This is a genomic window from Salipaludibacillus sp. CF4.18, assembly GCF_051262595.1.
Classification (GTDB): domain Bacteria; phylum Bacillota; class Bacilli; order Bacillales; family Salisediminibacteriaceae; genus Salipaludibacillus; species Salipaludibacillus neizhouensis.
Map to the genome: position 1 here is coordinate 1 of NZ_JBIMEV010000072.1, position 17,698 is coordinate 17,698.

The following is a 17,698-nucleotide window of genomic DNA, read 5'->3' on the forward strand; positions in this document are numbered from 1 at the left end:
AATAGAGAAAAATTACTGTAAAATAAGATTATATAAGGAATTTGTTTAATTAAATGACACTATTTTTCCTAACAAATTCATAGCGTGAGATTAACGACAACGAGCTTTAACTCAGTCATTTCATTTACTGCGTATTTGATAACTACCCGTCCCACTTCACTTTCTTCATGCCGCCGTATGGCATATTATCAACTAGAAAGGTTGGGATACCATTAATAAAGAATCCCCTCACTTCTAATTTTTCGGAAGCAGTCATTGTCAACTTTTTCATCGTAGACTACTCCGCGACAGCAGCATCGATCACCTCCTTGGCCTTATTGCAATAATTAAAGTATTTGACTGAATGTTTTAATAATCCATTTTATTTTGCTAACCCAAAAAACGGCTCTGCCCCATAGAGACAAGCCGTTTTTTGCCCTTTAATACAGACTAGACACCATACCAATTAAAATGCTCATCATTTAAATCAATCCATACACTTTTTGTCTCTGTGTACATATCCATCGCTTGAATACCGAGTTCACGACCAAATCCGCTTTGTTTTGTTCCTCCAAATGAAGCCGTACTGTCTAGCATACTGAACGTATTAACGTAGACCGTCCCTGCCTTTAACCCTTGAGCCATACGGTGCGCTCGTTTTAAATTCTCCGTCCAGACCCCGGCGGAAAGACCATATATGGTATCGTTTGCTTGTTGTAGTACATCCGCTTCATCCTTAAAGCGGATCACAGAAAGCACTGGTCCAAAGATTTCCTCCTGAGCGATTTTCATGTCATTCGTAACATTTTCCAACACAGTTGGTGAATAAAAATAACCAGCACCTGCCGTTTTATTTCTTTCCCCTCCGATTAAAACACTCGCTCCTTCTTCCAGTCCTGATGCTACATAACTCTCAATACTTTCTAGTTGTTTAAGAGAGACTTGCGGTCCCATTTGCGTTGTGGGTTCCAGTGGATTGCCCATTCGTATTGTTTTAACTTTTTCAATAAATTGTTCCATGAACTCATCATAAATACTATCTTGAACAAATAGTCGAGTACCAGAAGCGCAAACTTGCCCTTGTGCGAAAAAAATACCAAACATAGAACCGTTGATAGCGTTCTCAATGTTTGCATCATCGAAAACGATGTTTGGTGCTTTTCCACCAAGTTCTAAACTCACTGGTTTGATATTTTTACTTGCCGCTTGCATAATCAGCCGACCAGTATTCGTTGAGCCCGTAAAAGCAATTTTATCCACGTCAGGATGAGAAGAAAGGGCGTCTCCTGCCGTATGTCCATAGCCAGGAACCACATTAATCACACCATCAGGAATTCCCACTTCATGGAAGATCTTGACCATTTCTAAAATACTTACAGGTGTTTGTTCCGCTGGCTTAATCACAATGGTATTTCCAGCAGCTAAAGCTGGTGCAAGCTTCCACATCGTTAACATCAAAGGAAAATTCCACGGTACGATTGCCCCAATGACGCCGATTGGTTCTTTTAAGGTGTAATTTAACCTTCCAGCAGGAGACGCTAGTGTATCTCCTTGTACTTTATTAGCAAGACCTGCATAGAATTCGAGAACATCAATCATCGCGGGCATGGCAATAAATTTCGTTTCATTTATAGGTAAACCATTGTCCCTTGATTCAACCTCAGCAAGGAAATCCGCTTTTTCCCATAGGGCTTGTGCGACTTTATTCAATAATCGCCCCCGATCACTTGGTGCCATATCCGCCCAAGGACCTGATTCAAATGCCTTTCTTGCCGCTTTAACCGCTATGTCTACATCTTCTCCATTCGCTTCCGACACCGAGGCATTCACTTCGTTCGTTGCTGGATTATAGGAATCAAACGTTTTTCCTGATACAGAATCAATCCATTTGCCATTAATAAATAGTTGATATGATGTCGTAGTCATATAATATCTCCTTCGAAATGTAGTATTTTTAATATTGTAAACTCGCTTCACCTAAATAATGCTCTTAACTTTTGACCTATAAAAATCTCTATTCACTTGTAAGATTAAATCGCTTTCATAATACACTAACATGGTGTTTACTCATTTTAATTATAAATATTTAAAAGGAGCATATCTATTACCCTTATGGGCCATATTATAGTAATCAATCGATAATTTAATTTCCAAATTCTAGATGTATAAATTCCAATGAACAACCCTAGTATCTTCAAATCTATAGACAAGTCTATAGATTTTCTTTTGAGTCAACAGTTTTGTACTCACAAAGATTTTTCAAATATAAATAGGGTTGACTTCCTCGTGGCTTTTAGATTAATCTGAAAACAATTAAATTAAGTTAGGTAGGGTAGTCACTTTTAAAAGATCAAATTTACTGTGATTTCTCTTTAAATACATGATAACCATCAACAAATTCTGAAATAGAAAAGGAGGATTGTTATGATAACAACAATGGATTTATCAATGTTTAATCCCTCTCAACCTGAATTAAAGCTCAATTGTGATTATTATATTGAGCATAAGCCAGTTATGACGTTGCAAAGCCAGGTGTCATTATATTATCAATTTAAAACCAACAAAAGCTCTCTAGGATTTTTACCAATTATTCCAGATGGATGTCTAGAATTACTTTTCAGTTGTAATCCCTCATATCCATCTGCAAATGTAGCGACCAGTCCTAAGCAACGCTGTTCATATTCCTTCAAACCTAATTCTGAGTATTTTGCAGTTAGACTCTCTCCGTTACAAAGTTCTATAGTATTTCAATGCTCAATTAAAGAAATTCTTCAACATCAGCAACTCTCACTATCTGATATACTTACTATAGATCAACCATTAATAGAAGAAATTGTTACTCTTCAAAGCTTCAAAGAACGTATTACCAGGTTTAATTCTCTGCTATATTCTAAACGCCGCTCATACAATGATTGCCAAAAAATTGTAAACCATTGTCTTTTCAAAATTTACAATTCAAATGGATTACTAAATCTAAAAGAGTTATCAACAGAAACAGGTTATTCCGATCGATATATTCGAAAAAAGTTTGATGAATATATTGGTTTCTCGCCTAAACAATTTAGTCAGATCGTAAGATTACAAGACTCTGTCCATTCACTGATAAATAAACGTTCAAATTTAAATGACGTCATTGATGATAATTACTTCTATGACAAAGCCCACTTTTACAAAGATTTCAAAAATTACATGAATCTTACCCCAAAACAGTACTTTTACAAGGCTACTCTTTAACCATAAACCTTTTAATTTCACTTTTACGAATTTCGTATTAAAATGCTAACATCTATTCTTGTATAATTTTTTAAAGGTAAGATAATTTGGTCAAAGGAAAATCCAGATGGGCTTAAAAAGAAAAAGTGTAAGGTTTCGCGACAACGTACTAGTAGTACAGTTACTTTATACAAAAAAAAGAGAAGTACTCTCCTTCAAAAAGGCAGCAAGTACATGCTAAGGTACTTCTATAATATAATTTCAGATTAAAAACTTTCTTTAAGAATGAGCATTAATAAAGAATAATCAAGTTTTAATTTATATTATTTGTGTTTTACCTTTTTATGCTATAAAGACAGTTATCATTTGTATTGCTAATTTCGTAACACAAGCTTGTTCTATTAGTTACTCCTAACTTCTGATACATGCTTTGACTATGTTTTTTAACCGTGTTTACACTAATAAAAAGAGTATTAGCAATCTCCTTATTTGATAACCCCTTCCGGATAAGTTCAAGAACTTCCTTCTCCCTAGGTGATAAATACTTACGACCTGACATATTCTCTATTTGTTGTCCCGAAGTATTCCCCTCTATTTCACAAACTTTTTTAGATAGATATTTGGACAGTACTTCCAAACAGCCTCTATCTTCCGAACTAAGATAGAACTCCTTTTTTGACCACGAAAAGTCTATCATTCCAACTACATTACCTTTACCATAAAGAAATAAGCCAATATTATTAAACAATCCATGTTTTTTCATAAAATCATTGTAGAACTCACTTCTTTCATATTCTTTCAGTGTTAAAATATCAAGAACATCAATTACACTTTTTTGATTTATACGAGATGAAATACTTTTAGGAACAAGAATATCAATTTCACTGTAATTATTTAAATAATCATTCATACTTTCAATGGAATTTAATGAAACAGGATTTATGAGATTACTGCTTTCATCACATAACCAAAAATTAGATTTATTAAAACCAAAAGTATCCCTAAAGGCAAATAATACTTGTTTTCTAAAGTCATTTTCAACCTGTGAAATTTGATCCATAAATGAGATGACCTTTTCAATAGAGTCCTTAGAAAATTGATTCATCTTTCCCCTTCTTCCATATTCTAGAATAAAGTTTATTATAGCTCTTTTAATACTCAGCTAACAGATAAGTTACAGCAATTGATAATTTTCAAGCAACTCCCTATTTGTTAACGCTTCCATTTTTCTGTTTTTTCAAATAACTGGTATGGTTTTAAATCTAACACAAATCATTCTATATTATAAATATTTATTAAGTATTCATTGCATACAAAAATAGTATAATTGAATTCTTCATTAAGCCCGAAAATTATTATCATTTATTCTTAGATTTATAATAAAAATCACACCCCAAAGCCAAAGATGTGATTTACTACCTTATCACCTAATATTATCACTATCTATGAAACAGTAATGAAAACTATTTTGGATAGAGTGAAGCCTTTTATTAGAATTAATTTTTAGTTGTCAACTAGATACGAAAGTATTGCTTTGAATTCAATATAAGTAACCAACATTAGTGACCACTATGATCATGAGTTTCTTCTACGTTCGTAGGGGTGAAGTTATCTGTAAGATCATTTTCGTAAAAAGCTACTAGACCAATAAGTATTGAAGGAAAGACAACTGATAAAAGTAACCCCATTTGTTTTTTATATGAAGCAGATGATAATTCTTCAACTGTATTTTCTCTTTTTATCCATAAGATTATTACATAGATACTTATGATATAAAGAATGTTCAAGAAGAATAACATTGGGATAATTTCGGTTACACGAAGCATTTCGCCTAACATCGCTCCCATCATCCCACCCATCATTCCAGCTGCTAATGATTCTGCAATAGCATGTTTACTAAATGGTTTTCCGATAAAGTATCCGACAATAAAGCTTGCTAAAATGCCTAAAATTGTCGCGTATGCAAGTTCTCCTCTAAGCATAATACCTATTACCACACCAATAATCGAGCCAGTCAGCATACTTAAAGCCATCGAGATACATTTACCAGTCATATAATTAACATTACTTTTGTTAGCTTTACTATAAAAATAGCTCGTGTAAAACACGATTAGCAATATTGTGATCATACTTAACATAGATTTCCCCCCACTTACTAACAAAAGGAGCTGATGTTTTTTCATCAGCTGCCTCTTCGTTCATTTTAATGACAAGATGAATCCTTAGATGTATGGCACATTGAATGTGCTTTAGCCGAAGGTCGTGGCAAATCAATAGCTGGATTTCGATCAAAAAATCCAACTGGTTTCAATTGGAAATGAATATAAGCAGTTGGCATAACTGGCCAATCTTCGGGACGAGTAACATGGTGATGACCCATGGTATACCACACAACAATATCTTCATTTTCGATATTGCGGTTTGCAGCTGTGTAATTCGGTAAACCATCTCCACCTTCATGTTGATTAGGGTAATTACCTGTAGCATACTTTTCGTTAGAATCAAACTTCGTAACATGTAAGTGATTCTTAAGAAATCCTGCACGTTTCATCACACTCGAATCATCACTTGCAAAAGGTAGACAATTTTCGCCCGGCATTATTTTATAACCCACTGGGGTTCCTACTGCATTTAATGAGTTGGAATTTATAATTTTCCATGTACGTTGTGAATCGAAATCCATCTTTCTCATTGCTTCCAACTCTGTTTTTAATGTTTTTGTATCAACATAAAAAGCATTATTATACGGATTGTGTGCACCTTTTTTCTCTGGGAGTGTACTGACTTCAACGACTGAATTATTTTTCCCATCTAACATTGTGTCCAAACGATAATTGAAAAAATGTTGGTGGTGAACTGCATTTAATTGTGGAGCAATTTCTGTCCCGTATTTTGATGTGCCACTTTCATCAAATGTACCTGTATTTAGAATTCCTGTTAATTTCACTTCATTTTCAATGGTTCCATCCTGATAAAAGCTCCAATAAAACCCATAATCATAGTTGCCGACAGTGCAAAAGAATGAAAGAACCAATCGCCGTGATCTACGAACTTCTACTTGTTCTGTTCTCCAGTCAGTATGCTTCCACGCAACTCCATAATCCTCTTCGTGTAGACAGATTGCATTAGGAATTGTTCTTACATTTCCTCTACTATCCGTCATGGTAGCATCAAAGTAACGAATCTCTCCAAGACAGTCACACCCAAAAGATAAAGAGTTAGCGAGCTGACCCATTCCATATTCACCAGCATCAAAAGCATTTTGGGTATTATGAGCAAAACTTCCATCTGCATATGGAACAACCATCTCAGATAAAGCTGCACGGTATAAAATTGGTCGAACTTCACCCTTATCCTCGTAACCCACTGTGTGAAGAACAAGCCCTTCTCTTGGTGTAAAACTAAATCGAATATGCCACTTTTGCCATTTAATGTAATGACCCTCTACTTCAAAGCTTGGTCCTTCGGGCTGAACAATATCTAACGGTTTTAAATCCGTTCTGGGAGAGATACTATCAGATGCTTCCGGTGTATAGTTTGCATCAGTTGGAGGCAGTGAACGTCCCCCATGATCCTCGAATCTATGAACCTTCATTTTATTTAAATCGATGTAGACGACAATCCCAGTTAATGGGTATGCATAGCCATTATCAGTTGAAAACTTTTTAACCCAGCATATTGCTCGTGCTAATCGTACTCCTACATCTTCTTTCACTCCAAAATTACCCGCTGACCAAGGATCAACCATGACTAATTCAGTGTCTGTTATACCTCTTTTCAATAACGCATCTTGAAACTTTGGATAATTTTTAACAATTTCCTCAACTCTTTCAAATTCATCTAACATAATCCCCGGTTGCACATCGGGTATATACTTCCAACTTGTTACCTCTTTGTGAGTTACTGAAACAACTGCTTCATACGTCTGTTCCGATCCATTGTCTAGTATAATAATTGAAGCTTCCCGATTTACAGGATCCCCATCTTTGAAAGATAATACAGTTTCCTTTAAAGGCTCCTGCAAGACAACTTGAACAAACCGAGCATCTTCTGAAAGATTCTTTTTTTCTTTTATAATAGCAACAGCTTCCGTAATTTCATCTGGAGTTAACGGTTCTAACGGATGCCTCATTTGACCTATTTTATCTTGAACTGCCATCCTATCTCCTCCTAGTTTGAATCGTCACACAGAACTAAATTTTGCTGAATTTATATTTGTCGTTTGACTCTGTAGTTCCTATTTCATTTAGAATACATTATATTTCTGTAAATTTCATTGTAAAAAACGGAACATTATTAATTTTCAGTCAATTATACTTTTCAGTAAATTGGTAATTAACCTTAAAGACTGAAGCATTGCCCGTGTAAAGCGTCCGCATATAACAAACTGGAGCCTTTTCATCGAAGGTGTTTAACAATATATTAAAATATAAAATCAATATAATTATCCTGCAAAAAAAAGCCCGAAAAAGCAAAACTTTACTTTTTCAGGCCTTTTGGAGTATTTTTTATCTCTTATTTCATACCATCAACTAATCAATCCATGCGGATCAATCACAAACTTTCTAGCTGCTCCGCCGTCAAAATCACTATACCCTTGTGGGGCTTCATCTAGTCCGATCACGGTCGCATTTACTGCTTTGGCGCGCTTTCCCCGAAAGGATCGACTTCATTAAATTGCGATTATATTGCATGACTGGCGTTTGGCCGGTCACAAACGTATGTGCTTTTGCCCAACCTTGTCCAAAATTAACTTTTAAAGATCCGGTTTGCGCATCTTTATCTACTCCTCCAGGATCGGCAGTCACATATAAACCGGGAATACCAAGTTTGCCACCAGCCTGTGTAACCTCCATAATTGCATTTAAAACAGCGGCTGGTTGTTCCCCAGCATTTTCCCCATGCCCGGAGGCTTCAAACCCTACAACATCGACAGAACAATCTACTTCTGGCAGTCCAAGAATTTGGTCAATTTGTTCACCCAAACGATCATGTTTTGTAAGATTCACCGTTTCACAGCCGAAACTTCTAGCTTGTTGCAGCCTTTCTTCGTTTAAATCTCCAACAATAACCGTGGATGCCCCTAGTAATTGAGCCGAGTGCGCAGCAGCCAGTCCAACTGGACCAGCACCCGCCACGTATACGGTCGATCCTGTTCTTACGCCTGCTGAGTAAGCCCCGTGAAATCCAGTAGGAAAAATATCAGAAAGCATCGTTAAGTCCAAGATTTTTTCCATTGCCTTATCCTTGTCCGGAAAAACAAGTAGCTGGAAATCTGCATATGGAACCATCACGTATTCCGATTGCCCACCTACCCATCCACCCATGTCCACATATCCGTATGCAGAACCTGGTCGGTCCGGGTTAACGTTTGTGCATATATGTGTTTTTTGTTCCCGGCACATCACACAACGACCACATGCTATATTAAATGGGACAGAAACGAGATCACCTTTTTTAATAAATTCGACATCTCTTCCAACCTCGATGACTTCACCTGTAATTTCATGACCGAGCACAAGACCAATTGGGGCCGTTGTCCGACCACGAATCATATGCTGATCACTGCCGCAAATATTCGTTGTCACGACTTTGAGAATGACCCCATGTTCACACTTGCGACCAACATTTAACGGGTTAACCCCTGGGCCGTCCTTAATGACGAGATCAGGATAGCCAATTTATTTCACTGCCACACTTCCAGAACCGGTGTAAACAACGCCACGATTGCCTGCCATTGTATCCCTCCTATATAGGTAATGAATACTACTTATTTACAGTTCTAATTAAGTTCGTTGAATGCTTTCACACCTGCTTCTGCCACTTTTTCGTCGTCAGGCACAGCACTACCACTCACGCCAATTGCACCGACTACTTTTCCGTTTACTTCCAGTGGAAAACCTCCACCAAACACGACAAGACGTCCTTGATTAGTTGTAGTTAACCCATAAAGTGGAGCATTCGGGACTGTTGCTTCTGCGAGCTTAGAAGTAGGCATTTTCAAAGCCACAGATGTCCAGGCCTTATTTTGTGCGATTTCAATACTCGCCAGCCAGGCGTCGTCCATCCTATGAACAGCTATCAAATTACCGCCTTCATCTGCCACAGATATAACCATCTGAACGCCCATCTTTGAAGCCTCTGCCTCTGCTCCTGCAATAACCTTTTTAGCCATGTCCAAGTTCATAATACTCATCATCTACCATCCTCTTTTCAAACAATTTTGATATTAAAAAGCTTTCATATCAGACTAGATTATACGATTAGCCCTTTATAATGTTATTAACACCTCCTAACTTATGTATGCTATTATTCTTCTAATTTTTTTCACCCTGCACGGTAAGTGTTACTTAAAAAATATCACAAGTATACAAAATATTCAAATAATTGGTAATGTTGTAATTTTATCATAATCAATTATTCAGTTTAAATACAAACAACTTTATTTAAAATAGGCAATCATTCCGTACAAAAAGGCATTTCAAAGTATAAATCACTTTGAAGTGCCCATGATTGAACGAATTTTTATCTGTCTATACTTCCATAATAATTGGTAAAATGATTGGTTTACGCCTCGTTTTAGCATATAAAAATGGGGTGAGTATGCCGGAAATCTCATTCTTAATTTCAGACCATTTTGTTGTTTTTCTTTCCATTAATAGAGTCAAATGGTCAGTTAGCATTCCTTGCGCTTCATTAATTAAATCGCCAGACTCACGCATATAAACGAACCCACGCGAAATAATACTTGGACCTGCTGTGACCCTGTATTCTTTCATGTCTATCGTAACAACGACGACGACAAGTCCTTCTTGAGAAAGAATACGGCGATCTCTTATAACGATGTTTCCTATATCTCCAATGCCGCTTCCATCTATATAAACATCTCCCGACGGAATTTTGCCTGCTATGGAACCTTCCGTTTTATCTAGTGCTAAAACTTCACCGTTTTCCATAATAAAACAGTTTTCTTCTAAAACCCCACAATCCTGAGCGAGTTTCGTATGCTGTTTCAACATCCGATATTCTCCATGAATTGGCATGAAATACTTCGGTTTCATTAATCGAAGCATAAGCTTTTGTTCTTCCTGCGCCCCGTGACCAGACGTGTGGATATCGTTTAATGAACCATGGATAACCTCTGCCCCAACTCGGAACAGTTGGTTAATTGTTTTATTCACACTTAACGTATTCCCTGGTATTGGTGATGCAGAAAAAACTACGGTATCTCCAGGGATAATTTGAATTTGACGATGGTTACCAAAGGCAATTCGAGAGAGTGCTGCCATAGGTTCCCCTTGACTGCCCGTACATAGGATGGCTACTTTATCTTTTTGAATTTTATTTAACTGTGATGAATCAATAAATGTATCTTTTGGTGCTTTAATATATCCCAACTCTGTTCCTATCGTTATTGCAGACTCCATACTTCTTCCAAAAACAGCTACTTTTCGACCATATTTAACTGCTGCATCTACTGCTTGTTGTAGTCGATAAATATTAGATGCAAACGTTGCAAAAATAATTCTTCCATCGACAGAACGGAAAATCTGGTCGATGCTTTCACTAACCTTGCGTTCGGACATAGAGAATCCTGGAACTTCACTATTTGTACTATCTGATAACAGGCAAAGAACACCTTCTTCTCCTATTTTAGCCATTTTCGTTAAGTCTGCCGGGTCTCCAATCGGTGTAAAATCAAACTTAAAGTCCCCAGTATGGACGATGTTTCCAGCTGGCGTCTTTACAACAACACCGAATGAGTCTGGAATACTATGTGTCGTTCTATAAAATGAAATAGATGTCTTTAGAAATTTAACAATCTCATCTTCATTAATTTCTCGCAAATCCGCTGTACGCAATAAACCATGTTCTTCCAACTGTTTACTTAATAAACCTAATGCTAATTTTCCAGCGTATATTGGCACATTTATTTCACGCAGTAAATATGGAAGACCACCAATATGGTCCAAGTGACCATGAGTAATAAAAACCCCTTTAATCTTATCTACATTTTTAACTAAATACGTATAATCAGGAATAACTAAATCGATTCCTAATAATTCATCTTCGGGGAACTTTACTCCCGCATCTATAATAATAATTTCGTCTTGGAATTGTACACCATAAGTGTTTTTTCCGATTTCACCTAATCCACCAAGGGCAAAAACCGATGCTTGATGATTTTTTGTTTTCATAATATATAGTCTCCAATTTTTTTTGTCTTTTAACTTATAAAACTTTTGATTATTGTCTTTTCATTTTTTAAAAATATAATAAGTAGTTATGCTAATTAGACACTATGTATATTTCCCGCATATTTCCAATTAAAGAATTTAAGTCAATTATACACTAGACGACCTCGTAAATCTTCCTTGCCTGTCAAAACAAGAAACTTCCACTACTAAAAGTCCGTAGAATTACGAATAATCTTCTATCTTAAAGGCTGACACATATTTTCATTCTATTGGTAAAACCTAATACTCAAAGGAGTGAATAACATGAATCAATCGATAAGAAATTTAATGAGTAGTAACCCAGTATCCGTAGCCCCACAACAATCCATTCAAGAAGTAGCTACCCTAATGGAACGAAACGATATAGGGGCTATCCCAGTAGTAGAAAATGGACAACTCAGGGGCCTTATAACTGATCGAGATATCACATTACGTGCTACTGCACATGGATTGCAAGCTGACTCTAAAGTGTCAGAATGTATGAGTAATAACTTAAGTGTCGCTGACGTAAATATGGACATTCATGAAGCTGCCCAACTAATGGCTCAACAGCAAATACGCAGATTACCTGTTGTTGAAAACGATCAGTTGGTTGGAATGCTTTCTATCGGGGACTTAGCAACGCAAAACGTCTTTCAAAACGAAGCTGGGGAAGCATTATCGAATATTTCTATCCCCACTCACAATGCAAACAATGTCGATAGAAATACATTAGGATAAATTAACCGCATAGTATTAGAAGGCATTGAAAAAAGTAGAGAATACTTTTTCAGTGCTTTCATTTTATTGTTTAGATGACAGTTCTCTTTTCGACACACATATCAGGGAAACTCCCCCTCCATTCGATTAGCACCTCACTCAGCACAGGGCGGACCTTCTACTCTGCATTAATAACATACCTACGCTTTTTCCTAATAAAATTCAAATACTGAATTCTACGTTTTCAACCAAGTCTCAAAGAAATATCGTATATTATACAAAAATCTAGTTACTAAAAGAGACCAAAGTCATACTATGTTCACACTAATTTTAGGAACAACAGTATATATTGATTTACAACGTGCTATAATTAAAGAAGCAAATACTCCGAAGATTTAGGGAGGGAAAGCATGAATCCGGAAATTATGACAATTTCACAAGTTGCGAAGTATTTACAAATTAGTGAAATGACTACATATAAACTTGTTCAAGATGGGAAAATGCCTGGCTTTAAAATAGGAAGGCATTGGCGTGTAAAAAAAGATGATCTGGATATTTATATCGAAAAACTGAAAAATGGAGAGCGCATTTAACCTTCAAAACATAAAAGCAAGACTCGAGGATAATTCTATGAATTATCCTCTTTACGTTTCTTCTCACACCAAAGTTCACCAGGGCACAAAAAAGCATAAGAAAAATCAGCGGGTTCACAAAACAGACATTTTCATTGCATCACATAGATTCAATTATAACCATTTATATTTAAATGTATTTAAATATGTAAACAGATTATAACATTGAATTCATCCTATTTATCATTTTGCGGTCACATTAAAATAATTTAATGTGATATACTTCTACAACTTCACTAACGTTTAGTACAAAAAATAAAAAATGATTGATCACTAGTTTTACTTTTCCTCTTGAGATCGTATTTAGTACTTTAAAACCGCACTCTGCTTCTAAATTTTGTTTAAATGGTAATTAAAAATATGAACTGCACCTCGAATTGTTAGTCTCAGCTAACAATTCGAGGTGCAGTTTTTGCTTGTTTTCCTAACAGACTTACGAAGATCAAAGTTAAATGCCATAGAAGCATAATCTATTTATAATTATACCATCTATACTGTATTTTAAACCAATTGACCCGTTTCAAAAAGTTTATCTCTACGCATTACTATCTATAATCATTTATAATTGAGTATAATTTATACTGTTTTTTTGCCAATAACCTCAAATGTTAATTAAACAAGAGAAATAATGAGAAAAACGATGGAAATAAGTGATGATAGACGCTTACATCAAATTTCGATAAATAAAGATCTAATGTTACACTCTAAAAGTTGATGCCGATCGAACTTTCTTCGGGAGAGTTCATAAACAAAAATAATATAGGAAGAGGTGCTTCAGTGAATTTAATACAAAAACTGAAAACGGTATGGTTAGGAAACATTAGAGGTGACGTGTTAGCGGGTATAGTAGTAGCATTAGCCCTTATTCCAGAGGCAATTGCTTTCTCTATTATTGCTGGAGTAGATCCGATGGTCGGTCTTTATGCGTCATTTTGTATTTGCGTTGTTATAGCTTTCATCGGCGGAAGACCTGGAATGATCTCCGGAGCAACTGGAGCAATGGCACTTCTTATGATTACATTGGTTGCAGATCATGGTTTAGAATATCTACTGGCTGCCACAATTTTAACAGGTATTATTCAATTATTGTTCGGAGTATTTAAGTTGGCAAGCTTCATGAAGTTTATTCCACGATCTGTAATGATTGGATTTGTTAATGCATTAGCCATTCTGATCTTCACATCCCAGCTTCAACACTTTGCAGGAGAAACTTGGATCATGTACTCATTAGTAGCTTTGACTCTATTGATCATTTATATTTTGCCACGGTTTACGAAAGCCGTTCCTTCTACTTTAGTTGCAATTATCGTCGTTACAGCAATTGCTATCTTTGTAAATACTGGCGTTCGAACAGTAGGAGATATGGGGAGTTTAACACAAACACTACCAATTTTTGCTTTACCAAGCATCCCCTTAACATTTGAAACACTTATGATTATCTTTCCATATGCATTGGCATTAGCCATTGTTGGTCTATTAGAATCTTTATTAACGGCCTCAATTGTTGATGATATGACCGATACGGATAGTAACAAAAACAAGGAAAGTCTTGGACAAGGGATAACGAACATGATTACTGGTTGTTTTGGCGGTATGGCAGGCTGTGCGATGCTCGGTCAATCCGTTATTAACGTGAAATCAGGCGGAAATGGACGATTATCTTCTCTTGTAGCTGGCGCTGTTCTTATGTTCCTTATCATAGCGCTAGGAAATATCGTCGTACAAATACCAATGGCTGCATTAGCCGGTGTTATGATCATGGTTGCGATTGGTACGTTCGATTGGAACTCATTAAAGAATATTCACAAACTTCCACGGACAGACGCCGCCGTCATGGTTGTGACTGTCGGAACGGTTCTCTACACCCATGACTTATCTAAAGGAGTCTTTGCAGGCGTAGTCTTAAGTACTATATTCTTTGCAATTAAGATTTCCAAAGTAAAGGTTGAATCATCTTTGGAAGCAGACTCTGTAAAAGTGTATCATTTGAAAGGCCAGTTATTTTTTGCCTCAGTAACAGATTTTATTGCCTCATTTGATTTCAATGAAGATGTAGATAAGGTAAATATTGATGTATCTAAAGCTCAACTATGGGATGATTCTGCCGTAGGCGCGATGGATAAGGCTGAATCGAAATTTGAACAACGAGGCATTAAAGTTGAAATACGTGGCTTAGATAAACAAAGTTCAATTTTGATGGATAAAATAGGTGGCCTAAGTAAGGCTTCAGGGCACTAATCGTTACGAGATAATTAAAGTGGAGGTTGTTCAGTAAATGTTTTCCAAATTATTGTTGACTACGGATGGTTCAGACCATTCCCATCGTGCAGCGGATAAAGCAATTGAATTAGCAAAATTATCAGGTGATGCAAGTATTGAAATCCTTTATGTTATAGATGGTAGTAAGTCTAAATCAGATATATTGCAGAGCGGCGACTCACATTCAGCATCAAAAGAACGAGAAGATATGTTAGTCGTATTTAAAGATAAGTTCACAAAGGCAGGAATCTTCTCTAAAATCACTACTTTACATGGAGTTCCGCCTGAAAAAATTATTGAACATGCAAACAATCATTCTTTTGATTGCTTAATTATAGGTAGTCGCGGCAGAAGTCTCGTTCAAACAATGCTTCTTGGCAGTGTCAGTTACAAAGTATTGAAATATGTGCAGATACCTGTTTTATTAGTGAAATGAAAGAAAGGACCTACACACACGTGATAGGTCCTTTCTTTAGATATAAAGGTAGTTGGAGGTTATCATGGAAATCATATTTAAGCGTAATCTTACGCCTGATGAAAAAGAAACAATCAGACAATTTGCAGGATTTTATCGAGGTGTCGCTGTTTTTGAAAATCCCCATTTATTAAAAATCCATCAAAGGAAAATTTCTTAGAAGTAGAGTTAAGGAAAACACTCAAGTCATTTAATGTCCCCATAGAAAACGCAGAGATCTAATTTAGACCGCTCCGTTTTATTTATTAGTTAGCTTTTCTAGCAACAACAATTCCAATAGGATAGTGTGCATCTGGACGTTTCACTTTTTCAACGACAACTCCTAGCTGAAAATAAAAATCGACGCATTGAAATTCAAGCTCCGAGTCATTAAAAAGATCAATCAATTCTGTCTCCGTTAACTGATGGTAATGGAAAGGCACACCCGATTTTATTCCTTTTCCTGCTCCAAACGGTGTAGATAAGATCAGGGTTCCACCTGGTTTAAGGAGCTTACAAATACTAGATAAAAACTCTTGGGCATCAGGTACATGTTCAATTGTTTCAAATGACATAATTGTATCAAAGATTCCAATCGAAGCTCTGGAAAATATAGAAGGAGTTGAACTCAATTTAACCCAAGCTCATATTCAGGATGGTTCTGCGGTAGCTTCCATAGAGAAGATTATTGCGATTAGCTCCTACGGAAATTTTATTTAGGAAGAAGCCATTGTTTATAACATGTGGTACTTACATGGCGAATCTAAACCAACGAGCGGTAAAAAACCGTTTTGAAGATGCTGTTATGCCAGTCGCGATTTAAATGACTTACAAGACAAGGACTGGTTCTCGGAAATCTTAGTCATAATAAGACCTTCGTACTGTTCTACTCATTAATAATTATGTTTTTTGCCATTGAAATCATTCATTTTGCGAAAGTTTAGGTATTTCGACTTGTGGTTCTAACACATCATTTACTTTTTCTACAATGATGTCTTTATCTACTTCAAATTTTGCTGATTCATGTATGTTTTCAGAAGAAGACCCTATGTTTACTTCATAAGAACCTTTTTCTATTACCCATACTGATTTTTCTTCATCAAATGAAGAAAGGTCTTTTGCATTAAGATTAAATGTCAATAATTCTTGTTGATTTGGTTTTAATTCTTTTGTTTTCTTGAATGCTTTTAGTTCTAGTGCCGGTTTTTCTAATTTGCCATCAGGTGCTGAGAGATAAACTTGTACTACTTCTCTCCCCGATACATCCCCTGTGTTTTTTACAGCCACCTCAATTGTAATTCCATCGTTTCTTTTTTTTACTTTTACATTTTGATAGCTGAAGGTGGTATAAGATAATCCATATCCAAACTCATAGGCAGGCTCTACTTGAAAAGTTGTGTAATATCGATACCCTACATAAATATCTTCTCCATAACGGACTACTTTAGGGTTTTCCTCAGGGCTACCTGGAAAATTCATTGCCGAAGGTACATCATTGTATTCCATAGGGAATGTTGTAGAAAGTTTACCAGATGGATTCACACTACCTGATAATAGATCGGCTACTGCATGCCCCGCTTCCTGACCAGGCTGCCATGCTAAGAGAACCGCATCCACTTTATCTCTCCAACTAGCTACCTCTATAGGTCCCCCTATGTTAAGAACAACCACGACTTTTTTTCCTGCTCCATGATATTGGTCTACTACGGATTCAATCATTACTTGTTCATTGTCCGTTAAAAGAAAATCCCCTTTTTCATTCTTTCGATCTTCAAATTCTCCTGATATTCTGCCAATAACAATCACCCCTAGATCGGTTTCTTTTTCGACAGTACTAATCTCATTGCCTTTAAGTGGTTTTTCCGGGATTTGCGGTATAACATAACCAAAGTCAATTCCTACTGGGTCTGGTTTAATTTCATACTGTGGCTGATTTCTTAAGGTTGAAATATATGTCTTATAGCTGTTATAAAGTCCTTGATGGAGCTGAAATCCCCTATTTTCCAAACCTTCTGCAATAGAAATAACGTATGCCGAGTGTACATTACCACTTCCAGTACCGCCTTTAATTGTTTCAATCTGAGTGTTGCCAAACAAGCCGATCTTTGCTTTTTTAACTAAAGGCAAAGATGTTTTTTTATTCTTTAAAAGTACCATTCCCTCTGCCGCTGCCTCCTGTGCTAGTTGTGCATGTTCTTTTAAATTAGGATTATTAGAGGGTTGAT

The 17,698-nt window shown here is 36.2% G+C and carries 14 protein-coding genes and 2 pseudogenes; 6 read left to right on the forward strand and 10 right to left on the reverse strand.

Annotated elements, in window-relative coordinates; translation table 11 throughout:
- Positions 1–77: 77 nt before the first annotated feature.
- Positions 78–256, reverse strand: a pseudogene (locus ACHABW_RS23350) (aldehyde dehydrogenase family protein); the annotation flags it as partial.
- 173 nt (positions 257–429) lie between these two features.
- Positions 430–1,905, reverse strand: coding sequence for an aldehyde dehydrogenase family protein (locus ACHABW_RS23355; protein WP_435759089.1), 1,476 nt, complete (start codon positions 1,903–1,905; stop codon positions 430–432).
- A gap of 498 nt (positions 1,906–2,403) precedes the next feature.
- Here ACHABW_RS23355 and ACHABW_RS23360 point away from each other — a divergent pair, with 498 nt between their 5' ends.
- Positions 2,404–3,213 carry a helix-turn-helix domain-containing protein gene (locus ACHABW_RS23360; protein WP_435759091.1) on the forward strand — a complete coding sequence of 270 codons (810 nt, stop codon included), beginning with the start codon at positions 2,404–2,406 and terminating at the stop codon, positions 3,211–3,213.
- Between the two features lie 313 nt (positions 3,214–3,526).
- Here the strand turns inward: ACHABW_RS23360 and ACHABW_RS23365 are convergent, their stop codons facing one another.
- The 6 genes and pseudogenes from ACHABW_RS23365 to rnjA form a co-directional block, all read right to left on the reverse strand.
- Positions 3,527–4,297, reverse strand: a complete 771-nt coding sequence (locus ACHABW_RS23365) for a response regulator transcription factor (protein ID WP_435759093.1) — start codon at positions 4,295–4,297, stop codon at positions 3,527–3,529.
- Between the two features lie 454 nt (positions 4,298–4,751).
- Positions 4,752–5,375, reverse strand: coding sequence for a hypothetical protein (locus ACHABW_RS23370; RefSeq protein ID WP_435759095.1), 624 nt, complete (start codon positions 5,373–5,375; stop codon positions 4,752–4,754).
- 20 nt (positions 5,376–5,395) lie between these two features.
- Positions 5,396–7,351, reverse strand: coding sequence for a primary-amine oxidase (locus ACHABW_RS23375; RefSeq protein WP_435759097.1), 1,956 nt, complete (start codon positions 7,349–7,351; stop codon positions 5,396–5,398).
- A gap of 369 nt (positions 7,352–7,720) precedes the next feature.
- Positions 7,721–8,873: pseudogene (gene fdhA / locus ACHABW_RS23380) on the reverse strand (formaldehyde dehydrogenase, glutathione-independent).
- Between the two features lie 101 nt (positions 8,874–8,974).
- Positions 8,975–9,388 carry a GlcG/HbpS family heme-binding protein gene (locus ACHABW_RS23385; RefSeq protein ID WP_435759115.1) on the reverse strand — a complete coding sequence of 138 codons (414 nt, stop codon included), beginning with the start codon at positions 9,386–9,388 and terminating at the stop codon, positions 8,975–8,977.
- 337 nt (positions 9,389–9,725) lie between these two features.
- Positions 9,726–11,390 (reverse strand): ribonuclease J1, encoded by a 1,665-nt coding sequence (rnjA, locus tag ACHABW_RS23390; RefSeq protein ID WP_435759099.1) that lies wholly within the window; start codon positions 11,388–11,390, stop codon positions 9,726–9,728.
- A gap of 303 nt (positions 11,391–11,693) precedes the next feature.
- Here rnjA and ACHABW_RS23395 point away from each other — a divergent pair, with 303 nt between their 5' ends.
- The 5 genes from ACHABW_RS23395 to ACHABW_RS23415 all read left to right on the forward strand — a co-directional run bounded on the left by ACHABW_RS23395 (position 11,694) and on the right by ACHABW_RS23415 (position 15,654).
- Positions 11,694–12,149, forward strand: coding sequence for a CBS domain-containing protein (locus tag ACHABW_RS23395; RefSeq protein ID WP_435759101.1), 456 nt, complete (start codon positions 11,694–11,696; stop codon positions 12,147–12,149).
- Between the two features lie 389 nt (positions 12,150–12,538).
- Positions 12,539–12,721 (forward strand): helix-turn-helix domain-containing protein, encoded by a 183-nt coding sequence (locus ACHABW_RS23400; protein WP_435759103.1) that lies wholly within the window; start codon positions 12,539–12,541, stop codon positions 12,719–12,721.
- 816 nt (positions 12,722–13,537) lie between these two features.
- Positions 13,538–14,998: a SulP family inorganic anion transporter gene (locus ACHABW_RS23405; protein WP_435759105.1), complete on the forward strand. Its 1,461-nt coding sequence runs from the start codon at positions 13,538–13,540 to the stop codon at positions 14,996–14,998.
- 37 nt (positions 14,999–15,035) lie between these two features.
- Positions 15,036–15,455 carry a universal stress protein gene (locus tag ACHABW_RS23410; protein ID WP_435759107.1) on the forward strand — a complete coding sequence of 140 codons (420 nt, stop codon included), beginning with the start codon at positions 15,036–15,038 and terminating at the stop codon, positions 15,453–15,455.
- 64 nt (positions 15,456–15,519) lie between these two features.
- Positions 15,520–15,654, forward strand: coding sequence for a hypothetical protein (locus tag ACHABW_RS23415; protein WP_435759109.1), 135 nt, complete (start codon positions 15,520–15,522; stop codon positions 15,652–15,654).
- Between the two features lie 85 nt (positions 15,655–15,739).
- Here ACHABW_RS23415 and ACHABW_RS23420 read toward each other — a convergent pair whose 3' ends face one another.
- Positions 15,740–16,105: a class I SAM-dependent methyltransferase gene (locus tag ACHABW_RS23420; protein WP_435759111.1), complete on the reverse strand. Its 366-nt coding sequence runs from the start codon at positions 16,103–16,105 to the stop codon at positions 15,740–15,742.
- Between the two features lie 289 nt (positions 16,106–16,394).
- On the reverse strand, positions 16,395–17,698 hold a 1,304-nt coding region (locus ACHABW_RS23425), incomplete at its 5' end, for a glycoside hydrolase family 3 C-terminal domain-containing protein (RefSeq protein WP_435759113.1).